The 20,266-nt window shown below is 72.1% G+C and carries 15 protein-coding genes; 12 read left to right on the top strand and 3 right to left on the bottom strand.

The features are described from left to right. Positions 1 to 49: 49 nt before the first annotated feature. The 3 genes from G3I42_RS24870 to G3I42_RS24860 are packed head-to-tail and all read left to right on the top strand — an operon-like array spanning position 50 to position 3,616. A complete protein-coding gene (locus tag G3I42_RS24870; protein WP_164289463.1) occupies positions 50 to 1,297 on the top strand; it encodes a hypothetical protein in 1,248 nt (415 codons plus the stop codon). A gap of 19 nt (positions 1,298 to 1,316) precedes the next feature. Beyond that, positions 1,317 to 1,919 (top strand): plasmid mobilization relaxosome protein MobC, encoded by a 603-nt coding sequence (locus tag G3I42_RS24865; RefSeq protein ID WP_239096652.1) that lies wholly within the window; start codon positions 1,317 to 1,319, stop codon positions 1,917 to 1,919. Next, positions 1,916 to 3,616 carry a relaxase/mobilization nuclease domain-containing protein gene (locus G3I42_RS24860; protein WP_164289461.1) on the top strand — a complete coding sequence of 567 codons (1,701 nt, stop codon included), beginning with the start codon at positions 1,916 to 1,918 and terminating at the stop codon, positions 3,614 to 3,616. The genes G3I42_RS24865 and G3I42_RS24860 overlap by 4 nt, the downstream gene beginning before the upstream one ends. A gap of 64 nt (positions 3,617 to 3,680) precedes the next feature. Here G3I42_RS24860 and G3I42_RS24855 read toward each other — a convergent pair whose 3' ends face one another. From G3I42_RS24855 to G3I42_RS24845, 3 genes are all read right to left on the bottom strand, one after another. Beyond that, positions 3,681 to 8,273, bottom strand: coding sequence for a hypothetical protein (locus tag G3I42_RS24855; protein WP_164289459.1), 4,593 nt, complete (start codon positions 8,271 to 8,273; stop codon positions 3,681 to 3,683). A 222-nt stretch (positions 8,274 to 8,495) separates the two neighbouring features. Beyond that, complete coding sequence (locus G3I42_RS24850) at positions 8,496 to 9,443, bottom strand: FAD-dependent oxidoreductase (RefSeq protein ID WP_164289457.1); 948 nt, start codon at positions 9,441 to 9,443, stop codon at positions 8,496 to 8,498. A 9-nt stretch (positions 9,444 to 9,452) separates the two neighbouring features. Next, positions 9,453 to 10,895 carry a transcriptional regulator gene (locus G3I42_RS24845; protein ID WP_164289455.1) on the bottom strand — a complete coding sequence of 481 codons (1,443 nt, stop codon included), beginning with the start codon at positions 10,893 to 10,895 and terminating at the stop codon, positions 9,453 to 9,455. 203 nt (positions 10,896 to 11,098) lie between these two features. On the opposite strand from G3I42_RS24845, the gene G3I42_RS24840 reads away from it, so the two are divergent. From G3I42_RS24840 to G3I42_RS24800, 9 genes are read left to right on the top strand one after another with little or no spacing between them, the layout of a single operon-like run. After that, positions 11,099 to 11,602, top strand: coding sequence for an ATP-binding protein (locus G3I42_RS24840; protein ID WP_239096651.1), 504 nt, complete (start codon positions 11,099 to 11,101; stop codon positions 11,600 to 11,602). After that, on the top strand, positions 11,602 to 12,900 hold the full coding sequence (locus G3I42_RS24835; protein WP_239096650.1) for a glycosyltransferase family 4 protein: 1,299 nt from the start codon (positions 11,602 to 11,604) through the stop codon (positions 12,898 to 12,900). Before G3I42_RS24840 ends, G3I42_RS24835 begins: the two co-directional genes overlap by 1 nt. Next, positions 12,897 to 13,874 (top strand): D-2-hydroxyacid dehydrogenase, encoded by a 978-nt coding sequence (locus G3I42_RS24830; protein WP_343244654.1) that lies wholly within the window; start codon positions 12,897 to 12,899, stop codon positions 13,872 to 13,874. Before G3I42_RS24835 ends, G3I42_RS24830 begins: the two co-directional genes overlap by 4 nt. Before the next feature lie 3 nt (positions 13,875 to 13,877). After that, complete coding sequence (locus tag G3I42_RS24825; protein WP_164289451.1) at positions 13,878 to 14,981, top strand: radical SAM protein; 1,104 nt, start codon at positions 13,878 to 13,880, stop codon at positions 14,979 to 14,981. Continuing rightward, positions 14,978 to 16,192, top strand: coding sequence for a hypothetical protein (locus G3I42_RS24820; protein ID WP_164289449.1), 1,215 nt, complete (start codon positions 14,978 to 14,980; stop codon positions 16,190 to 16,192). The genes G3I42_RS24825 and G3I42_RS24820 overlap by 4 nt, the downstream gene beginning before the upstream one ends. Continuing rightward, on the top strand, positions 16,144 to 16,947 hold the full coding sequence (locus tag G3I42_RS24815) for a radical SAM protein (protein ID WP_164289447.1): 804 nt from the start codon (positions 16,144 to 16,146) through the stop codon (positions 16,945 to 16,947). The genes G3I42_RS24820 and G3I42_RS24815 overlap by 49 nt, the downstream gene beginning before the upstream one ends. Before the next feature lie 17 nt (positions 16,948 to 16,964). Then, a complete protein-coding gene (locus tag G3I42_RS24810; protein WP_164289445.1) occupies positions 16,965 to 18,665 on the top strand; it encodes a carbamoyltransferase C-terminal domain-containing protein in 1,701 nt (566 codons plus the stop codon). Between the two features lie 5 nt (positions 18,666 to 18,670). Further along, a complete protein-coding gene (locus G3I42_RS24805) occupies positions 18,671 to 19,279 on the top strand; it encodes an HD domain-containing protein (RefSeq protein WP_164289443.1) in 609 nt (202 codons plus the stop codon). Continuing rightward, positions 19,276 to 20,262 (top strand): glycosyltransferase, encoded by a 987-nt coding sequence (locus G3I42_RS24800; RefSeq protein WP_164289441.1) that lies wholly within the window; start codon positions 19,276 to 19,278, stop codon positions 20,260 to 20,262. Before G3I42_RS24805 ends, G3I42_RS24800 begins: the two co-directional genes overlap by 4 nt. Positions 20,263 to 20,266: the final 4 nt, after the last annotated feature.

Below are 20,266 nucleotides of genomic sequence, written 5' to 3'. Positions count from 1 at the left end.
ACCCGACGCGCCGCGACCTCGCCGTGGCGCGCGGCAAGCGGGAGGCAGCGTGACCAACCCGCTCGGAACCGCGCCGCTCGCGGTCGGCGGAGTGCTCGTCGCAGTCGTCCTCCTCGTCGCCGGCCGTCTCCGGCGAGTCCGCACGGGCGGGCGCGGCACGGTCGCGGTGAAGGTCGCCGCGCTCGCCGCCGCGTGCTGCACCGCGTACAGCGCGGACACGAGCTGGCGGTTCGCGGCGCATCACCTCGACATGCGGGACGGTGCCGAGCGGACGGTGATGTTCGGCGCCGCCGAGCTCGCGCTGTTCGCGATGGCGCTGCTGGCGCGGCAGAACCTGCACGGGCCGAGGCGGGCGGCCGGGCTGCCCGGGGTCCTGGTGTGGGTGATCACCGCCGTGCAGACCCTTCCCGCGTACGCCGAGTCCGGGCCTGTCGGGGGAACGGTGCGGGCCTTCGTCGGACCCGTGATGGCCGCCGTGCTCTGGCACTCGGCGATGGGCATCGAGCTCCGGCACCGTACGCCCGACGCCGCGTCGCGCGGGCTGGGCGCGGTCCTCATACGGCAGGGGCGTGAGCGGCTGCTGGCCCGGCTCGGGATCGTCGAGCAGGACCGGGGAGCCGCGCAGATCGCCCGGGACCGGGCGGCGCGGCGGGCCGTCGCCCTGGCCGCCCGGCTCGCGGAAATGCCGCCCGGGCGGCGGGCGAGGCGGTCCGGGCGGCGCGTGATCCGCCGCTTGTCGCGGGCACTCGCACGGGCGGGGATCGACGCCGATCCCACCCGCGACGGGCAGTTCCTCCGGCAGCTCGCGACCCGCCGTCAGGCCGCTGACCTGGCGACCATCGACCTGCCCGCGCGCTGGGCGGGGACGGGCGGGCGGGCCGTCGCCACGCAGGTGAGCACTGCCGGGCGGGCAGCGGACGGAGCTCGGGAGCACCCGGGCGGAGCGCCCTTTCAGCCCGTCGCCCGCCCGGAAACAGCACAGCCCGACGACACCGCCCGCCCGGAAACAGCCCGGCCCGACGACACCGCCCGCCCGGACAGGCCGGGCGGGCATGGCGGGACGCTTGCGCCCGCGACCGGTACGGATCCCGAGCCTCACCACTCCCCGGGCCGCAAGTCCCGCGCCTCCGACGACCGCCTGCGCCGCGTCGCGCGCAAGATCCACGCCTCGCAGGGCCGCCTGTCCCGCGACCTCCTGGAGAAGGCCGTGCGCGAGGCCGGATACAGCGTCGCCAGCGACCACGCGGGCGAGATCGTCCGCGAGCTCAAGGCCGAACTGAGACGCCCCACCGGCTGAACCCCCTCGTAGGAGAGCCATGTACCAGCAGCACCGCGACACCCCCGCACCGTCCCAGCAGCATCAGTCGTCCACCGACCTTTCAGGCGGAGCAAGTTGTAGGTTCGGACACTCCCCCGTCGGGGGCGCGTCCGAACCAGAGCCCGCCCCAGGGGTGGCGGGCCCGCTCCCGAGCCAGGGGGCACGGAAGGCGGCGACCGAGGACGGTGCGCAGCGGGGAGGGCGCCGGGCCAAGGCCCGTATCCGCGAGCGCGAGCAGCGCCGCGCGCACAGCGTCCGCCTCAGCGAGTCCGAACTCGCCGCCGTCAGCACGGCGGCAGACACGGTCGGGATGAGCGTGGCCGGATTCCTCGCGCACAGCGGCCTCGCCGCCGCCCGCGACCTCGACCGCACCGCCGCCACCATCGCCGACCGACGCGACACCCTGACCGCACTCTTCAGCCTGCAACGCCAGCTCGGTCACATCGGCAACAACCTCAACCAGGTCGCCCACGCCCTGAACAGCGGCGTCTACCCGACCGGCTTGGAGGCCACTCTCACCGCCACCCGCCAGGCCGCCGAGGGGATACGGCGGCTGACTGCCCGCATGACCGGTCCGGAGGCGGGCGGGCCGGCCCGATGATCCCGTCCCTCCACAAGCAGGGGCGCGACACGGCCCGCCTCCTCGCCTACCTCTACGGGCCGGGCCGCCGCGAGGAGCACACCGACCCGCACCTCGTCGCCTCCTTCGACCACCAGGCCCCCGACCCCGGCCGTGACTCGGGCACCGCCCGCGCCGACCTCGCCCGCCTCCTCGACGAGCCGCTGCACCTCCTGCCCGTCGACGCCCGCCCCGCCGACCACGTGTGGCACGCGTCCGTACGCGCCGCCCCCGAGGACCGGACCCTCACGGACGCCGAGTGGGCCGCCATCGCGCGCCGCGTCGTCGCCGCCACCGGCATCGACCCCGGCGACGGCGCGGGCTGCCGCTGGGCAGCCGTCCGCCACGCCGACGACCACATCCACCTCGTCGCGACCCTCATACGCGAGGACGGCCGCCGCCCCCGCCACCACCTCTCCGCCAAGCGCGCGCAGACCGAGTGCCGCGCCATCGAGAAGGACTACGGGCTGCGCCGCGTGAGGACGGGCGACGGCACCGCCGCGAAGCGCCCCACCCCCGCCGAGCAGCACAAGGCCGCTCGCAGGAACCGTGACCGCACACCCCGCGAAGAGCTCCGCCAAGCCGTCCGGAGCGCCGTCGCGGGCGCGTCCAGCGACGCGGAGTTCTTCCGCCGCATCTCCGAGGCCGGCCTGCGCGTCCGCACGCGCGTCGCACCCTCGGGCGACGTCATCGGCTACACCGTCGCCCAGCCCGGCGACCGCAACGGCAAGAACGAACCCGTCTGGTACTCCGGCTCCAAGCTCGCCCCCGACCTCTCCCTCCCGCGCGTCCGCGCCCGTTGGGCCGCGCCGGAGACTACGCGGCGGACGGATCTCCCCGTGACCAACGGCCCCGCGCTCGCACGCCGCCGCACCATGACCGCCGCCTGGGAAGCGCTCCTCGTCATAGACCACGGCGAGGACACCATCGTCGCCGCGCACGTCGCCGCCACCGGAGAAGTCCTCGACGCCCTCGCCCAGACCTCCGCCGCGCACACCCGCCAGGAACTACGCGCAGCCGCGACCGCCTACGAACGCGCCTCCCGCTCCCACATCCGCGCCGCCCACGGCCACAGCCAAGCGCTGCGCCGAGCGGCCCGCGACCTCGTCCACAGCGGCCCGGCCTTCGGCCGGGGCGAGGAGGGAGCCGCCACAGCGATGGCGCTGGACATGCTCGTCTTCCTGGTCACCGCCGCAGCCCGCTGGCACGCGGCCAAGCACCACGAGCAGCAGGCCGAAGCGGCTCACCGGGCCGCTGAGCACCTGCGCGCCGCCTACGGAACGGCCGCCGCCGCACCTCTGGCACGCCTCCACAAGCACGGCACGGTGCTCACGCCCACCCAGCGCCGCCACCACGCCGCCACCCTCCACGACGCCCTCCCCGACCGCGCCGACCGCGTCCTCGCCGAGCCAGGCTGGCCCGCGCTTGCGGCGACCCTCGACGAGGTGCGACGCGGGGGCGGCGATCCGTGCGTACTCCTCCGCAAGGCGTCGGCGCGGCGCGAGCTGCACTCGGCCGAGCACGTCAGCGACGTCCTGGTGTGGCGCATACGGCAGTTGGCTGCTCTACCTGCCGACGCACCCAGCACCACCCGCGCGAATCGCCGGGTTTCCAAGTCCTCTACGCCGGATCGTGCACCGGCTCCCGCACCGATGAGCAGCCGTTCACGGCGTCGCTGAGACGTATGTGACGGTAAATATTGTGGACCACTCACCTGGCCAGCAGTCTGGGTGAGCACTGCCTCTACCCGGAGTACGGCCGGGGGATTTCGACCACCATGGGACGCAGGTGCACTGTCGCGGCCTCGGAGATCTTCCGCGCCTGCTCGGCCAGATGCGTGCGCAGCGTACTGAGGTCGAGCTTCTTCGCCTGAGTTTTACGCGTGTCCCCCACGGCGTCCCATAGATCTATCGGGTACCAGCCCACGAGGTAGATGCCTGCGTCGGTCTTCGTTTCGGGCAGGTACCTGCCCGCCAGCTGGCCCTCCTGAGCAGTGGTAACGCCTGGGTTCCAGGACCCCTTGACCTCAATGACGAGTTTGACCGGTTCTTCCGAGGCGGAGTGGGGGCTGTCGCCAGGGGTCGGCATGGCGTCGATGAGGATGTCGGTTCGGTTCCCCGCGCCATAGGCGTCGGTGGGATGAATCAGCACCTCCCGGTTCACCGCGACGTGGTGGCCGCCCAGCCGCAGGCGAAGCTCATGTGTGAGGTATGCACATAGGGCCGCTTCGGGCTTGGGCCGCCAGGTGTCCGGAACCGATGCGTCCTCGGCTGTGGGGGGTTTTCTGCGGGTGCGTTTGCCAGGGGTCCTGTCCCAGAGCAGCTCGCCATGGGAAGGGATGTCCTGTGCGATCTGCTCAAGGACCTCGCTGGCAGCGGCCAGGAGATCGGTACTGGTACGGAGGACGCGCCGTGCGGGGTCATGGAGGACTTTGATGACGTCTTCCAGCCGCACCTGGTCCCAGCTAGCGGCGCTGTACTGGGTTCTTGCGGTGATTAGAGCCGCGGCGATAGACAGCCTGTCGGGATACTCGTTGGCCAATTTCCCGAGTTCGATGACGGCTTCCGCGGTGGCCCGCTGACTCAGTTCCCCGAGCAAGGAGTCCCGCCACCGTCTCGCCTGCTCCTGCGGGGTCACCCAGTGGGCCCCCAGGGGGTTCATGTCTTCTTCGGGCGCGTACAGGTCGCTAAGCCAGTGGTACAGGCCTGCGAGTCCCGCTTCAGCGAGGGAGGTCTGGATCGGCGTGCTGATGTGGCCTTGGGCGCAGGCTTCGGCGAGTTGGTGGCTGAGGCCGGGATGGGCTGCGGTAAGAGCCCGGATGCGGGGCCAGTGTGTGGCGGCGTCCGTGACCAGAAGAGCCTGGGCGGCCGGTAGGAGGAGGTCGGCGGACTCAGGTGCTTCGGCGGGCGCGAAGAGTACGGTTTCCGCGATGTCATAGGCAACCTGGCTGTCGGCTTCCAGGAGCGAAGTGAGGAGGCTGTGCCAGGTCCGTATGGCGGCGTCACGAGCTTCGCTGGTGTCGGGCACCTGCAGAGGGCTGTGGTCTGAGGCGGCTGGTCCAACGGATCCCGTGCTGGTGGTCTGGACAACCCGGAGCCGGGCGGTGAGGCCGGCGGCGAGGTGCTCCAGGGCGCCGCGCAGTTGTGGTGCCCAGCGCGGGTCGAGCGGGTTGAGCTGGAGAGGCTGGCTGCCGTCGGCTAGTTCTGCTCGGGCCAGTTGGTCGACGCGGCGTGCCAGTTCCTCGGGAGCGTGGGCGGCGACCATGCGCAGCAGGTCCCGTCGGGTGTCTTCGGTGTAGCTGGTGGCCAGATGCAGGTTCTCGGTGAGGAGAGCCGCGGCCCACGCCCTCCAGGCGCTAGGTGGCAGGTCTGTGATGCGGTTGGCGTGGTGCAGTTCGGTAAGGAGGGCGTACCCGGCCCATGAGCGCTTGTCGTGCAGTTTCTGCCCGAGCCAGGAGTCGGCGTGATCGTTCTCGATGGTGAGGTAGCGCAGTGCGAGGTCGGCCAGGTCGGTGAGGCTGTCTTGGAGGGCGGCGCTTCCCGGCCAGGCGCGGATGGTGTCGGACAACTCCTCGGAGTGGCCGGTCTGCGGGTTTACGTGCAGGCGCCACAGGAACTTCCAGAGGCTGTCGTTGTCACCATCTCTGGCGTCGGCGAGGAGGTGATTCTGCTCGGCGAGGAAGGCGGTCGACTCCGGCCAGGTGCTGTCCTGCCCCTGATGATTGCGGCGCCATGCCTTGGCTAGAGCGCTCCCGAGGTCTACAGCCTCGTAGAGGTGGCGCATGTACGGCCAACCGGGGTGGTGATTGTCGTAGGCCAGTTCAAAGGCGTCCTGGTCGCCGTGGGGGAACAGGCTAGAGGCCAGTTCGCCGAAGGCGTGCATGACCTCCTCGTTCCCGGATGCCGCAGCAGACTGTATCTGCTCCCATGCCCAGGGGAAGTCGGCTTCGTCCAGCAGGAGATGGCGGCCAAAACGCTCGGGCGCGGAGCCCCATAGCAGAGGCGATCGGCGCTCCCATTCCCGCACGATGAGCCAGGCCGCGAGGCGAGGTTCGATCTTTCTGCGGACGGCCTCACCGATGAGTGCATGGGCCAGGGCATGGCGCAGTTTCTGCACGTGATGGGGCTCCTGTCCGTGCTCGTCAGGCTGCAGCGCGTCGGGCATGCGAACGGTGTGGTGGCTCTGGAACCGGGAGAAGATAATCCTGGCCAGGGCGTCCAGGTGCTGTGTCGCGTTCTGGCTGCTAAGGGTCCGGTTGACCAAGGCGTCGAGCAGTCCGGAGCCCACCCGGTGGGGTGCGAAGTCGAAGCCGCCCCTCGCTTGGTCCTCGGAGGCCCCCTTGGCCAGCACTGTGGTCTCTGCCAAGTTGTCTTGGGCTGTCGGCGCGGGCCGGGCGGAAGCAGTAGTGGCTTTCTCGGCCCAGGTAAGGACCTCCGGGAGCTGCTCGTCCGTGCACCGATCCGGCATGATCCTCAGGAAGTGGGCGTACATGCCGTAGGTGTGCTGGGATCGCGGGGGACGGAGTGCTGCAAGCATGGTCCCCGCGTCCAGGTGGTCCGGCCACAGCACGCTCAGCACGGTGCCTCGGAGGCCGTCGTCGGGGTCGACAGCGTCCACGTGGGCAGGGTCGATGAGCGAGGCGAGGACCTCTTTGAGGACGGGGATGGCGAGGCCGGGGTCGCAGGTGAATGCCGCGCGTGCGGCCAGGCGGCGTTCAGTCTGGTGCCAGGTGTCGTTCTCCACCAGGTGCAGGAGTGCTCCGGCCAGCCCCGAGTGGATGGTGCCGGTGTCCTGCGCCAGCCGGATCGCCAGCCGGATGCGCGCCCTGGTCGGCCAGTCGGCTGCCTCGCCCTCGGGAGCCGCCCGGAGCACGTCGGTGAGCTGGTCTCCCAGCTGGGGATGCTGGAGGTCCCAGTTGGTCGGCTGCCAGCTGTGTCCGCTGAGCTCGATCTGGGCGGCGCGGTCCAAGAGGCGTTCCACTGTCAGCTGTCGGATCTCATCGGACCGCACCAGCCCGCTGTGTGCTGCCAGGCTCTCGGGGTCGGCGCCGACCAACCACCTGGTGGCTGTGGGGTTCATCGCGACCAACCAGGCGGCGGTCTCCCGCAGCGGGATAGGGATGCTGGCGGTCCCGCCGTCGGGGGCGCCGACCAGGAACAGGTTCTCAAGCTGTCGCTGTGTGGCCTGACGTTCGATCAGGTACAGCGCGGCGAGGTAGGCGGCCACGGACGAATGCCGGAAGGAGACCCGGTTGGCATCTGGGGCCGTGAACAAGGCTGTTTTTAAGGTCTCTTGGACTACCTGCGGGGTGACGTCAAAGGCGCCGGCGATCGTCTGCTCTTGGCCGGACGCCAGCCGCTCGCCGGGCAGATCGAAGGTACCTGCGCTGAGGCTGTGGCCGCGCCACACGCTCCGGTGACCGGACAACAGCATCCAGGCAGCGATCCGTCCAGCCACCACCAGGCGCTGCGGCGCGGTCGTGGTGACAGCGTGGCTGAGCCTGTCAGGGTCAGGATCCTCTGCGAGGTGCTGCACACCGCGGGCGAACAACTCGCGGGGCGTGCCATACAGCCGGCCGTCGACGCGGTAAGTCATCACCAGCAGTTCCAGGGTCAGCGGGACGCAGGCCAGTGCCGCCGCACCGGCGACCTCGGCTGCGGTCACCACCTCTTCCCCCGGCGCCCCGGCGCTGTCGACCAGCGCGACCGCTTCCTGCCGACTCAGCGGCGCCAGATCCACGCAACGGCATGTGCCGAAAACCTCGGTCAGCACGCCCGTCGCGTCGGGTGGGTAGTCGGCCGTGCGGCAGGCCATCAGGAACCGGACCCGGCTGACATCCCGGCCACGCAACGATCTCTTCAGCCGCTTGGACAGATGTCTCAGATAAGAGCTCTCGTCGGCCTGGTCCAACACGACCGTCAGCATTCCGGCGCCACCGCCGGTGCTGCCTGCCGCAGGCAGCGCCTCGAAGTGGCAGCCGAGCTCGTCCGCGTATGAGGTCTCCGTCAGATCCCCGCCCGACACCCACACACAGGCGTCCTCGCCCCCCTCCCACTCCCACACCTCCTCCAGGCGAGGCAGCCCCTCGACCAGACTGGTCAGCACCGAGGTCTTCCCCACGCCCGGCTCCCCGAGCACCACCATCGCTCCGGACGCCGCCACCACCGACGGAGACACCAGCGCCCCCTCGTCCAGCTGGCTCACTTCCGTCACCAGCCCCTGGCCGTCCACTCGGAAAGCCCCGTCATCTGCAGTGAACAGGTCTGTCTCAGGGCCGCTACCGCCCCGGACCTGGCACACCCGAGGAACCTGGAAACCGAACACACCACCTGCCATGCACCGATCTTCCCACCTCTCACCGACACTTCGCGGAATACTTGAAAACCTCCACCCAAGGAGCTCTTTTCGACTTGGCACCTTCCTGGTCAGAGGGTTGGTTCTCGGCCTTGGCTGTAGATGGTCCAGGCTGTTGACCAGCGATCCCGCCATGCGACAGGACGCCCCCTGGTCACTCCACATGGCGCCCGACGGCCGGCATCGAAAAGGCTCAGTTTCTGATTAAAGGGCCAACCTGAGAGCTTCCCCCGCGCACCCCCACGACAACGTCACCCCCGCACCCCCGTGCCCGTAGTTGTGCACGACCCGCGCCCCGACCGTCGCCCGTTCCTCCTCCACGCGCACGGCGGCGCGGGTTGGCCTGGCTCCCACCCGGTGGTCCAAAACGCGCGCCCCCGCCAGTCGCGGCTCGACTTCCGCGCACCGGGCCAGAATCCCGGCCGCCGCCTCGTCGTCCCGCGCGAGGCCGACTTCGCCCTCGACCGCCGTACCGCCCAACACGACCGTCTTCCCGTGCGGGTAGAAGCACAACAGCTCCGGCGAGGTCCCCGTGTCCTCCGAGAAGAACTCCGTCAGGCCCGGGTTCTCGACCACGACGTGCTGACCGCGAATCGGCCGTAGATCACCGTCCGGGGCCAGCTCCCGCGCCCCCATCCCCGAGCAGTTCACGAGCACGTCAGCCGGTCCCGCCTGCGCGAGCGAGGGCACGCGCCGCTCCTCGACCGTCCCTCCGGTCGCCTCCAGCCGGCGCAGCAAGTACCCCAGGTAAACGGGCATGTCGATCAGCGGCACGGTGAACCGGTATCCGGCCGTGAACCCCGGCGGCAGCTCAGCCGCCTCGCACGGGCGATGGTCCGGCAGCGTCGTCGCCCACTCCGGTGGAACCTCCGCCGTACGCGATGCCTCGATGCCGCTCGTCAGCCGTACGCCCGTCGCCGGGTCCCCGGCCAGCTCTCGGAAGACCTCCAGCGACCGTCGGCTCCACTCGTCCACCTTGGCCTTCGGCTCGACCAGGTACGGCCCCCACATCGCCCCCGCCGCCAGCGACGTGACCCCCGGGATCTCCTCGGCCACCACGTGCACCGCCAGTCCCGCCTCCGCGAGAACGACCGCGGTGGTGAGCCCGGCGACGCCCGCTCCGACAACGACAACCCGCTCAACTCCGGTCATGCACCGACCCTAACGACCGGGCGGCACCGCCGGAGCGTGCTCGGCGAGCGCGTGCTCCAGCTCGGGGAGGAACGTACGGACGTGGGCGTTGCGCTGCCTTCGGCGAAGGTCCGCCGCGAGCTGGTGGAGCAGGGCCGCGCTGCGGGGCGAGCGCACGACGTGCAGGCGGTCGGCCACGATGCGTCCGACCTCGCAGGCGGTTTCCAAGTCGCCGTGCGCGCTGTGCCCGAGAGCCAGCCATGCGCCCTCGAACATGGCTCTGCGCTGACTGGGATCGCCCCGGGGCACCTCGTACGCCCCCGAGCGCAGCATCTCCGTGCCCTGTGCCAGAAGCCGCCGCCCTTTTCGCCCGTTCTCCGACCGCAGCTCGGCGCGGCCCATCTGCACGAGCCCGTAACCGGCCTGGCAGTCGAGGTGGTTGGGGGTCAGGAAGTACATCCAGCGGGGCTCCTCCCGCCCGCCGTTCCGTGAGGCGATCAGTTCGGCCGCCGTCCCCCGGGCGTGTGCGAAGTCGTCGTCCCGCCCGGCGACGGCGTACGCGTACGCCAGCCGGGAGAGTACGGACGCGCGGACGACGGGCGGCGCGGCCTCGCTCGCGCGGCGGGCGGCTTCGCCGAGGGCGATGGCGTCCGCCGGGTGGCCCCGGCTCGCGGCCTGGAAGGAGAGGTCGCCGAGGATGTGCGCCGACAGCGGCAGATCGTTGACCTGGTGCGCGGCGCGGAGCGCGGTGACGAAGTAGCGCTGGGCGAGGCCGTGGTCGGCGGCGTCGAAGGCCATCCATCCGGCGAGCTGTCCGATCTCCGCGAGTGCCCGGACGAGACGGGTCGCGGTGGCGGGGGAGTGCCCTCCGTCGTGGATGAGCAGACCGATCGCGCGGAACTGAGCACCTACGTAGGGGAGATGGCGTGCTCCGCCGTGTTCGTCGTCCAGTGCGGACAGCATGGGGAGGTGGTGCTCGACCTGCTCGATGAGCGGATCGGGGCCGCTCAGCGCGCTGCCGGGCGGATAGCTTCCCCGGCCGGCCGCCCCGTCGAGGTACTGGGCGACGATCGCCAGCAGGCCCGCGCCCGAGATCGCGAGGAAGCGGCGGCGATCGACGAGCCCGCCTCGTACCCAGTCCTCCACGATCGCCTCCATGCCGTGCCTGGTCCACGGCCGCGCGAGATCCGTGTCGGCGGGGACGAGCGCGGAGGAGTCGCCCGCGCGCCCCTGCCACAGGTCGGCGACGGACACCGGTCTGCCCAGCTCCTGGGCCAGGACATAGGCGGTCATCGCGGGCAGGGGGCTTCGGGGCAACGCGCCCGCGTCCCGCCAGTGGTACGGCGCCGACTCGGCCACCGTACCCGTGCCGAACACCCGGTTGAGCTTGCGCGCGAGCGCCTTCGGGCTCCAGCCGAGTTCGTCGAGGCACCCGGCCAGCACGGCGTTCGGTTCCCCCGTGTGTGGTGCCATCCACGACCACCTTTGCCTGAGCGGTGCGCCTCTCGTCGGCCCGCCTCACCATCGTGATGCCCATGCGCGGCCGATCCACCTCTTGCGCCGAGAAGTTGACCGAGTTGACCGGTTGATCGGGTCCCTGGGCCCCCTCCCCCTCGGGTCTTCTTGGACCCCGGCGACAGTCCGCCGGGGAGAGCCCACGGAGAAAGAGGTGAGCCTTGGGACCCCACACAAGGACCGTCCGGGGCGGACAGGGCAGCGTGCTGGAGCGCGACGACGGCCAGACGGCAGCCGCGACCGCACGCGAAGCCGCCATCGGCACGACCACGCTTCTCACGGACCTCCCGTACGGCCCGGAGGCGGCCGAGATCGCCCGAGCAGCCGTCACGGTCGCCCTGCACGGCGCGGCACGAGAACTCCTCGACGACGCCCGCCTCATCACCTCCGAACTCGCCACCAACGCCTTCGCGTCGGGGCGGGCTCCCCTCGTCCTGTGTGTGGACCGCACCCGGCCGGCCGCAGGTGGGCTGGAAGTCGAGATCACGGTCACCGACGGCGGCTGCCTCCGCCCGAGTTCCGTGATCCCGGCGGTTCCCGGTGAGGACGACGAGTCGGGGCGCGGGTTGCTGATCGTCGCCGCTCTGGCCGACGCGTGGTCCCTGCGGACCGGCGCCGCGGCGACTCGGGCCTGGTGCCGCCTCACGAGCGGCGGTGGTTCCTGATGGTCACCCCCAGCCGTGGCGAGCGGGGCCGTGCGCCCACCGCCCCCGCGAGCCTGATGCCCACGGCGGAAGCCCCCCGCGTCGTCGTCGCCCTCCACGAGGGCTTCCACGGCACGACCTCCGGCAGCGGCTTCAGCAACCGCGCCTTCCTCACCGCGCTGACCCGCCTGCTGCCCCCCGACCGCCTCTCCGTCATCACGCCGGACGAGCCGAACATGGCCCACGACCGGCGATGGACGGCCGAGGTCCAGCGCATGATGCGGCAATCGGGCGCCGAGGTCGTCACGCTCCCGGAGCACCGGACGGTCCCCGACTCGCTCCATGGCGCGATCCGGTTGAGCGCGTCCGCGAGCGCGGCGGCGGCGCGGATCGCCGCTCGCGCGGACCGCTGCCTCCTCGTCGGTCTCGACACCCCGCTCCTGGGCCTCGAAGCGCCGCCCGGAGCGGATCTCCTGCTCGTCCCGCGTTCGACCGCAGCCCTCGCCCACCCCGAGGACATCACCCGCATCCGCTGGGAACGCGCCGCACTGCGGGCGGCGACCTCCCGAGGCGGGAAGATCGGCGCCATCTCCGCCGCGATGCGCGGTCACCTCGTGAGCCGGTACGAGGTGCCACCGGCCGCCGTGGTCGGTCTTCCGAACGGGCTGATCCGGCGCGAGCTCACCCGGCCCCGCGAGCTTCCCCCGCTGCCGTTCCGAGCCCGCCCCGGCTTCCTCCTCGCCATGGGCCGCGCCGTGCCCACGAAGGGCTTCGACGACCTCCTCGACGCGCTCCACCTCCTCAAGGAACGCGGAGTCCGTACCCCGCACCTGCTCCTCGCGGCCGTGACCTCCGAAGCGCGCCGAGGTCTCCCCCTGTACCAGGAGGACCTGGCATCCCGTATCGACGCGTACGGGCTCGACGCGACCCTGCTCACACGCTTCTCCCCCGCGATCCGAGCCTGGCTGCACAGCCCCGCGCTCCGCGCCGTCGTCGTGCCCTCGCGCGAGGAACCCTTCGGGCGCGTCCCCTTGGAAGCGTTCGCGGCGGGAGCGGCCCCGGTGGTGGCGACCGCCGCCGGAGGGCTGGCCCAGACGGTCGTCGAGGGCGAGACCGGCTTCACCGCCGCGCCGCGCAACCCTCGGTCGCTCGCCGTTGCGCTCCACCGCGCCCTGACCGTCCTCCCGCGAGAACGCGAGCGCCTCCGCGCGACCGGCGCGGCGCTCGTCCGGTCCCGCTACGACTACGAAAAAGGCATCGCTTCCCTTCTTGCGAAGCTCGCCCCGTGGGCTCTGGCGCCGAGCGAGGTCCGCCGGTGAAGGTGCTGACCTGCCTGGAGTCCCCGCACGCCTTCTGGCGCCTGTCCGCCGAGCACGAGCGCGCCCTGTCCGGCGCCTTCCCGGGCGTCGAGTTCCGTACGGCGACCGAGGCCGACGTACCGCGTCATCTCGTCGACACCCACGTCTACTTCGGGTGGCGCTTCGCGCCCTCGTGGCTGCCCGCCGCCCCTCACCTGCGCTGGATCGCCTCCCCGGCCGCCGGTACCGACCACCTCCCCGTCACCGAGGCCCACGCGGCCGGCGTGGCCGTGACCCGTTCGTACGGCTTCCACGGGCGGCCCATCGCCGAGCACGCCATGGGGCTCGTGCTCGGCTTCTCTCGCGGGCTGTTCACGAGTCAGCGCGTGCAACGCAACCGCGTCTGGTGGAAGGACGAGCTGGCCGAGGAGTTCTTCGACCTGGCCGGGGCGACGATGACCATCGTCGGCTGCGGCAGCGTCGGCGGACACGTCGCCCGCGCGGCGCGCGCCTTCGGGATGCGCGTCATCGGCGTACGGAGGACGCCGCCGACGAGCGCCGAGCCCTGGGTCACGACGGCCGCGTACCCGGCGGTCGCCGCCGCGGACGTGGTCGTCGACCTCCTCCCCGCCACGGTCGCCACCCACCGCTACTTCGACCGCCGCCTCTTCGCGGCCTTCAAGCCCGGCGCCCTCTTCCTGAACCTCGGCCGCGCCTCGACGGTCGACCAACTCGCCCTGCTGGACGCCCTCGACACGGGCCACCTGCGCGGCGCGGCTCTGGACGTCACGGACCCGAGACCGCTCCCCGCCCACCACCCGCTCCGGCTGCACCCCCGCGTCGTCCTCACGCCGAAGAGTTCCGTGCTCAGCCGTACGTACATGAACGAGGCGGTCGCGTTCTTCGCCGCCAACCTGCACCGCCACCTCGCGGGACGGCCTCTCGAAGGCCTCGCCGAGGTCCCCGCTGCCCTCCCTCTCCGCACTGGAGGCTGACCGATGCCCCTCGCTCAACACCGTGCGCTCGCCGACGCGTTCGCCGCGAACGGCCGCAACCACCCGTACCTCGCCCTCACCCTGAACTCGCTGTGCAACCTGGACTGCGTGTTCTGCAAGCCCCGTTGCATGCCGGACTACGGGCACAAGGACCGGCCCCTCACCGCCGACGACTACGCGGCCATCGCCACGGAGGCCGGAGCGTGGCGGGTGCGGAAGGCGCACTGCTCCGGCGGTGAGCCGACCCTGCGGGCGGACATCCTCGACGTGATCGCAGGCCTGGCCGCAGGGCTCGGCCCGGACGCCGCGATCGGCATGACCAGCCACGGGAACCTCCGCCGCGGCCTCACCGTCGAGAAGCTCGCCGACGCCGGACTGACGTACCTCAACCTTAGCCTCCACAGCCTCGACCCCACGCGCTCCGCCGCGATCATGGGCGGCGGCGATCCGCGCGTCACGCGGCGCACCCTCGACGCCGCTCTCGCTCTCGGTCTCCGCGTGAAGATCAACTGCGTGCTCCAGCGCAGCTACGTGGCCGACGCCTTCGCGGTGGCCGAACTCGCCCGCGAGCTGCCCGTGGCCGTCCGACTCATCGAACTCCAGAACATCGGCCCCGCGCAGGCGCTCTTCGACACCGAGTTCATCCCCGAGGCCGAGGTGCGTGACCGCCTGAACGAGTGGTTCGCGGGCGCCGGCGAGGTGCCTCGCGACGAACTCGGCGTCCGCAGCCCCGGGCGCTACCTCCGCCCCGAGGGCTGGGCGGGCTCGATCGGCTTCATCTCCAACTCCAGTTGCGCCACCTGCTCCGACGCCAACCGCATCAAGATCACCCCGACCGGCGTCGCCCGCCCCTGCATCCTCCACAACCGCGACATCCCCCTGAAGCCCCACCTCGCCGAGGGCACGCTTGCCGACGCCTTCGCGCACCTCTTCCGCTCCATGCTCGACCGCGACGCCAACGACGCCTGGCAGGGCTTCCACTACGTCGACTACGACCTGCGCTGGGACCGGATGGAGCGGCCCCAGGGCACCCCCGTACCGCTGCCGCTCCTCCCGACCGTGACCAAGGCGCTGTCGCGCGCCCGCACCGCCGGGGGCGACCGGTGACGGCCGAGCGGTCACGCTACGAGCGGCTCGGGGACGCGTACGCGGGTGAGCTGGCCGCCCACGGCGTCGGCGCCGCGATGCTCACGCACAAGTGGCAGCCCGCCGACCTGCTGGACCCGCACTCCGACCTGGACATACGCGTCCTGCTTTCCGAGCCCCCGGACGACTGGGAGGAGTGGAACCACCGCCTCGCCGCCGCGCACGCTGCCACGGTCCGCCAGGCGGAAGACAACCGGCGTCTCCTGGAGCACCCGCCCGGTTTCGCCTTCACGCTGGAGGAAGCGGACGGCCGCCTCGTCTCGGCGCCCGAACTCGCCACGTGGTCGCTGATCAGCGGCAACGCCCGCGAACTCCAGCGCTGGAAGTCCCGCGCGCAGATGGCGCCTTGGGGCCCGTCCGACGAGCGGTTCTACCGCGCGCTCCTGCACGCGCGGCTCGGCGGCCGGTACCGGCTCGCCGCGGACAGCACGGACAACGTGCTCGGCGACCTCACCGCGTACCGCCGCCACTGCGTCGCCTGGCACTACCTTGCCCCGTGCTGGTTCGCCGCCTCCGCGCTCGCGACGCGGACCCGCTGCCCCGGCAAGACGGCCGCGCTCACGCAGTGGCGCCCGGAGGGCCTGGAGGGATACGCCGAACTCTTCCTCCACCACGCCGCAGAGCGCGGCGCGCGCCACCTCCTCCGTACGGCGCATGTCGCACTGGAAGCCGCCCTGCGCCGTATCCCGGCGGACCGCCGCACCGGCGCGGGCACGGAACCGTCCCGTAGCGACTGGACCATGACCGCCGGAATGCTCCGGGTCCGCGTCGCCCGCTGGCTCTACTACCTCGACCCGCCGCCCGGGGTCGCGACCGGCTACCTGATCCGCCGCGAGGCGAAGGAACTCAGCGCCGCCGTACGGATCTTGACCGCGTACGCGGCGGACGGGGCCACCCCCGCCCAGCGGCTCGCCGCCCGCATGACGGCGCTCGTCCCCACCGGCCCGACCACCGCCGCCACCCTCCGCGCGGCGCTCGCCACCTGGCACCGCGAGTGCGCGACCGTGCAGGACTTCCTCAGCCACACCCCGGAGAGCCCCACCCCCGAGGGCCAGCCCCCGGGGAGCCAGATCCCCGACAGCCACACCCCCGAGCAGCCCACCACGACAAGGAGCCCCGCGCCATGCCCGCCCTCGTCCCGCACCCCCGCACGCACCCGCCCCGCGTCCTGAAGACGGCGAAGATCAAGATCACGACGAAGTGCAACAGGTCCTGCGACTTCTGCATCTTCGCCGACGGCGCCCACGGCGAGAACATGCCCCTGGAGCTGTTCTCGACCGTCCTGACCAGGCTGGAGACCGTCCCCTTCCGCCAGTTGCACATCAACGGCGGCGAGCCGACCGTCCACCGCGACTTCCCCGCCCTCAGCGACGCGGCCCGCACCCGCCTGCCCGACAAGGTCATGGTCCTGGGCACGAATGCCCTGACCCTGGCCCGCAACAAGCGGATCATGGCCGCCACCCTCCGCGCGTACGACCAGGTCCTCATCGGTTGCGACGACGAGCACGGGAACTACGACGAGGTGCACGCCGTCGTGCCCCGTCTCCGCGAGGCCGGGAAGACGGTGGTCGTCAACAGCGTGCTGGAGGGCATCAGCGCGACCCGGTGTGCGGCGCTCGCGCGGCTGTGCGCGACGTACGGCGCCGTCCACGTGACGAACCACGTGCACCACATCGACGTCGGCCAGCCCGCGAACGAGCTGCGCGGGCTCTGCGACCGCTACCTCGACCAGCACCTCATGATCGAGATGGACGGCTCCTGCTATCGCTGCTTCAACGCCATGGCGAAGGAGGACAGCGAGTTCAGCGTCTGGGACGAGGACTTCGCCGCGAAGGTCTTCGCGCCGCGCGGCGAGCACTACCGCTTCTGCCTCCGCTGCCACGAGTACACCGACTCCGGCGCCGCAGCGCTCCCCGCCCGCACCTGAACCGGAGGAACACCCCCATGCCCGCTGTCCTCGGACTCAACTTCCACCACGACACGAGCGCCGCCCTGGTCGTCGACGGCCGTCTCCACGCCGCCGAAGAGGAACGCTGGAGCGGCATCAAGCACCATCACCCGGTCCGCAAGTGCACGCTCGCCGCCCCGGCGAGCGCCCTGCGGTGGTGCCTGGAGGCCGCCGGTCTCGCGCCGGGTGAGGTGGACGCCGTGTGGGCCGCGTCCATGCGCCCGAGCCCGGCGGCCGGCGGGTGGCTGGCCGAGGAGCGCGACGAACTCGCCGCGCTCCTGCCCGCCCCGCTCGGCGAACGCCTCCGCCTCCTCTCCCACCACACCGCCCACGTCCTCTCCGGCTACCTGCTCTCCGGCCACGAGCACGCCGCAGGGCTCGTCATCGACGCGGGCGGCTCGTCCCTCGGCTCGGACTTCGGCCCTGGCCGCGAGCGCGTTACGGGATACGACCTGCGGCCCGACCGCGTCGACCGCGTGCACCAGGCCATGCCGACCATCCTCCCGGGCCCGCGCCGCGTCCACTCCTCGCTCGGCCACTTCTACCGGAACCTCGCCCAGCGCGTGATCCCGCCGGGCGACGAGCCCGAGGGCAGCATGATGGCGCTGGCCGCGTACGGCGACCCGCAGCGATACGGGACGCGCTTACGCGAACTCGTACGGCTCGGCGACGACGGGGACGTACGCATCGCCCACCCGTGGGGCTCGGCGGACCGCGACACCCCGCTCCTCCTGGACGGACGCGCCTGGACCGCTCGCAACGCCTCGGATCAGCCGGAGCACAAGCGCGTCGACCTCGCCGCCGCCGTCCAGGAGGTCTTCGCGGAGTCGGTCGTCCACGTCGCCCGCCACCTCCGACGGCTCACGGGCGCCCCGGCGCTCGTCTTCTCCGGCGGGTGCGCGCTCAACTCGCACCTCAACGGCCACCTCGTCCTCGACAGCGGCTTCGACACGCTGTTCGTCGCTCCCGCGCCGCACGACGCGGGCACGGCGGTGGGAGCAGCGCTCTACGGGTGGCACTACCAGCTCGGGCAGGAGCGGCTTCCGGTACCGGTGGACGCGGATTGGGGCCCGGAGGCGGGCAGTCCGGCCGCGATCCCCGTACCGAAGGGCTACCGGGCCGTACCGGTAGGAGAGTTGACTTCCGCGGTCGCCGCGCTGCTCGCCGACCACCGCATCGTGGGGTGGGTGCGGGGGCGTCTCGAATTCGGCCCGCGCGCCCTCGGCCACCGCTCGATCCTCGCCCACCCCGGCCGCGCCGCCACGAGGGACCGGCTCAACGCGATCAAGCAGCGGGCCGCCTACCGCCCCTTCGCCCCGGCCGTCCTCGCCGAGCACGTACCGGAGTGGTTCATGTCGGAGGGCGACCCCTTCATGAACCGGGTCGCGCGCGTACGCCGTTGCCGAGCCGATCGCCTCGCGGCCGTCACGCACCACGACGGCACGGCGCGCGTCCAGTCCGTCGCCCCGGGCCACGTCGGCCTGCGCGAACTCCTGGAAGCGTTCCACGAGCGCACAGGCATACCGCTCCTGCTCAACACCTCCTTCAACCGCAAGGGCGCCCCGATCGTGCGCACCGCCGGGGACGCGGTGGCGGCGGGTACGGAGCTGGGGCTCGACGCCCTGGCGGTGGGGGACACGCTGCTGCTCGCCGACCACGTACCGGACCCGCGCGGCACGGCTTCGCGGCCGAGGTGAAGCGGATGACAGCCATCGACCTGGACCACGTCCTGACCGTCCTCGGCGCGGCGTCGTGGGCTGAGGCGGAGCAGTGCCACGCCGAAGTGGCCGCTCGGCTCGCGCTGATCGTGTACGACGGCCACGTACGCGACCAGGGGACCCCGTACCTGGAACACCCGCTCGGCGTCGTGACGATCCTGCGGGACGAGATCGGTGCGGACGACGCCGACACCCTCGTTCTCGCCCTCCTCCACGACGCCCTGGAGGTGGCGCCGGAGTCGTCGGAACTGCTCGCCTGGCACCTCGGCGCCGGCTGCACCACCCGCCTGCGGTCGATGACTCCCGACCACCGCCTCGAAGGGCGCCCCAAGTGCTCGGGGGACGAACTCGGCTGGCGCGAGAAGCAGGCCGGGCTGCCTCCCGGCCTCCTCCTCGTCCGCCTCGCGGACCGCGTACACAACCTGCGAGATCTCGTTCCGGGCTCCGCCCGCCGCGAGCGCTTCCTCCGCAGCCTGCGGGACTTCTACCTCCCGCTCGCGGACGAGGCCGCCGACCGCACCTCCCACCTGGCGGCACTGCGCACGCTGCTCCACGCCGAGTACGACAGACACCGACAGGAGCCCCGCCCGTGAGACGGATCGCGTACTCGATGGAACCGGTCGGCCGCACGGGCGGCCGGGCCTACCTCCGGATGCTCCACGAGGTCACCTCGGCCGAGGTGGAGTGGCGCACGGTCCCCGACCACAAGCGCACCTACCGCGTCCGCCGCTGGCGCAAGCTCCGCCACCTCACGCGCCTCGCCCCGACGGTGCGGGCGCTGGGCGCGGCACCGGGCGTGTTCGTGTGGGACGACCTGAGCCTGTTGCTCTTCACGCCGCGGATGCGGGCGCGGACGGTGTTCGTCCTCCACCACTACGAGCCGCTGCAACACGACTCGGCACCGGTCGAAGCCCTGCTCTGGGAGCGCCTGTTCGGGATGCTGCCGCAGTGCGCGGCCGTGGTGTGCGTGGCTCCGTACTGGGCGGACTTCCTCCGCGCTCGTGGCGTTCGCGACGTACGGGTCATCCACAACGCCTTCGACATGACCGAGATCGACCGTGCCCGGGCCGCTGACCGCGCCGCGTGCCGCGCGGAGTTCGGCCTGCCCCCGGACACGCTCGCCGTGTACGGGGGCAAGGCGGTGCACTGGAAGGGCGCCGACGAGGTCGCGGGCGCGCTCGCGGGCGTCCCCGGAGTGCGGTTGGTCACGAGCGGCAGCAACACGATCGGCCTGGACAGCGCGCACTACGACGTCGCACGCGCGCGGTACCTGCGCCTGCTCCGCGCCTGCGACGTAGGCGTCTTCGCCCCACGGATGCGGGAGGGCTGGAGCCGCTGCGCGGCCGAGGCGCTGCTCCTCGGGCTCCCGTGCCTGATCCGCCCGGTGGCGGGCCTGGGCGACCTCGCGGCCCTCACCGGGCAGCCGGCCCCGGACCTCGGCAGGCTCGCGGCGCAGGTACGGGAACGGGCGGACGCGCCGGACGGCGAGGCGAAGGTCGCGTACGAGGTCCTGGCCCGCTTCGACCGCCCGTACTTCGCCGCCGCGTGGACCGACCTCCTCGCGAAGACCGGCTGAGCGG

Source organism: Streptomyces sp. SID11385, assembly GCF_010548245.1.
Taxonomy (GTDB): domain Bacteria; phylum Actinomycetota; class Actinomycetes; order Streptomycetales; family Streptomycetaceae; genus Streptomyces.
Note: the sequence above shows the minus strand (reverse complement) of the source record. Positions and strands in the feature narration are given on the sequence as shown.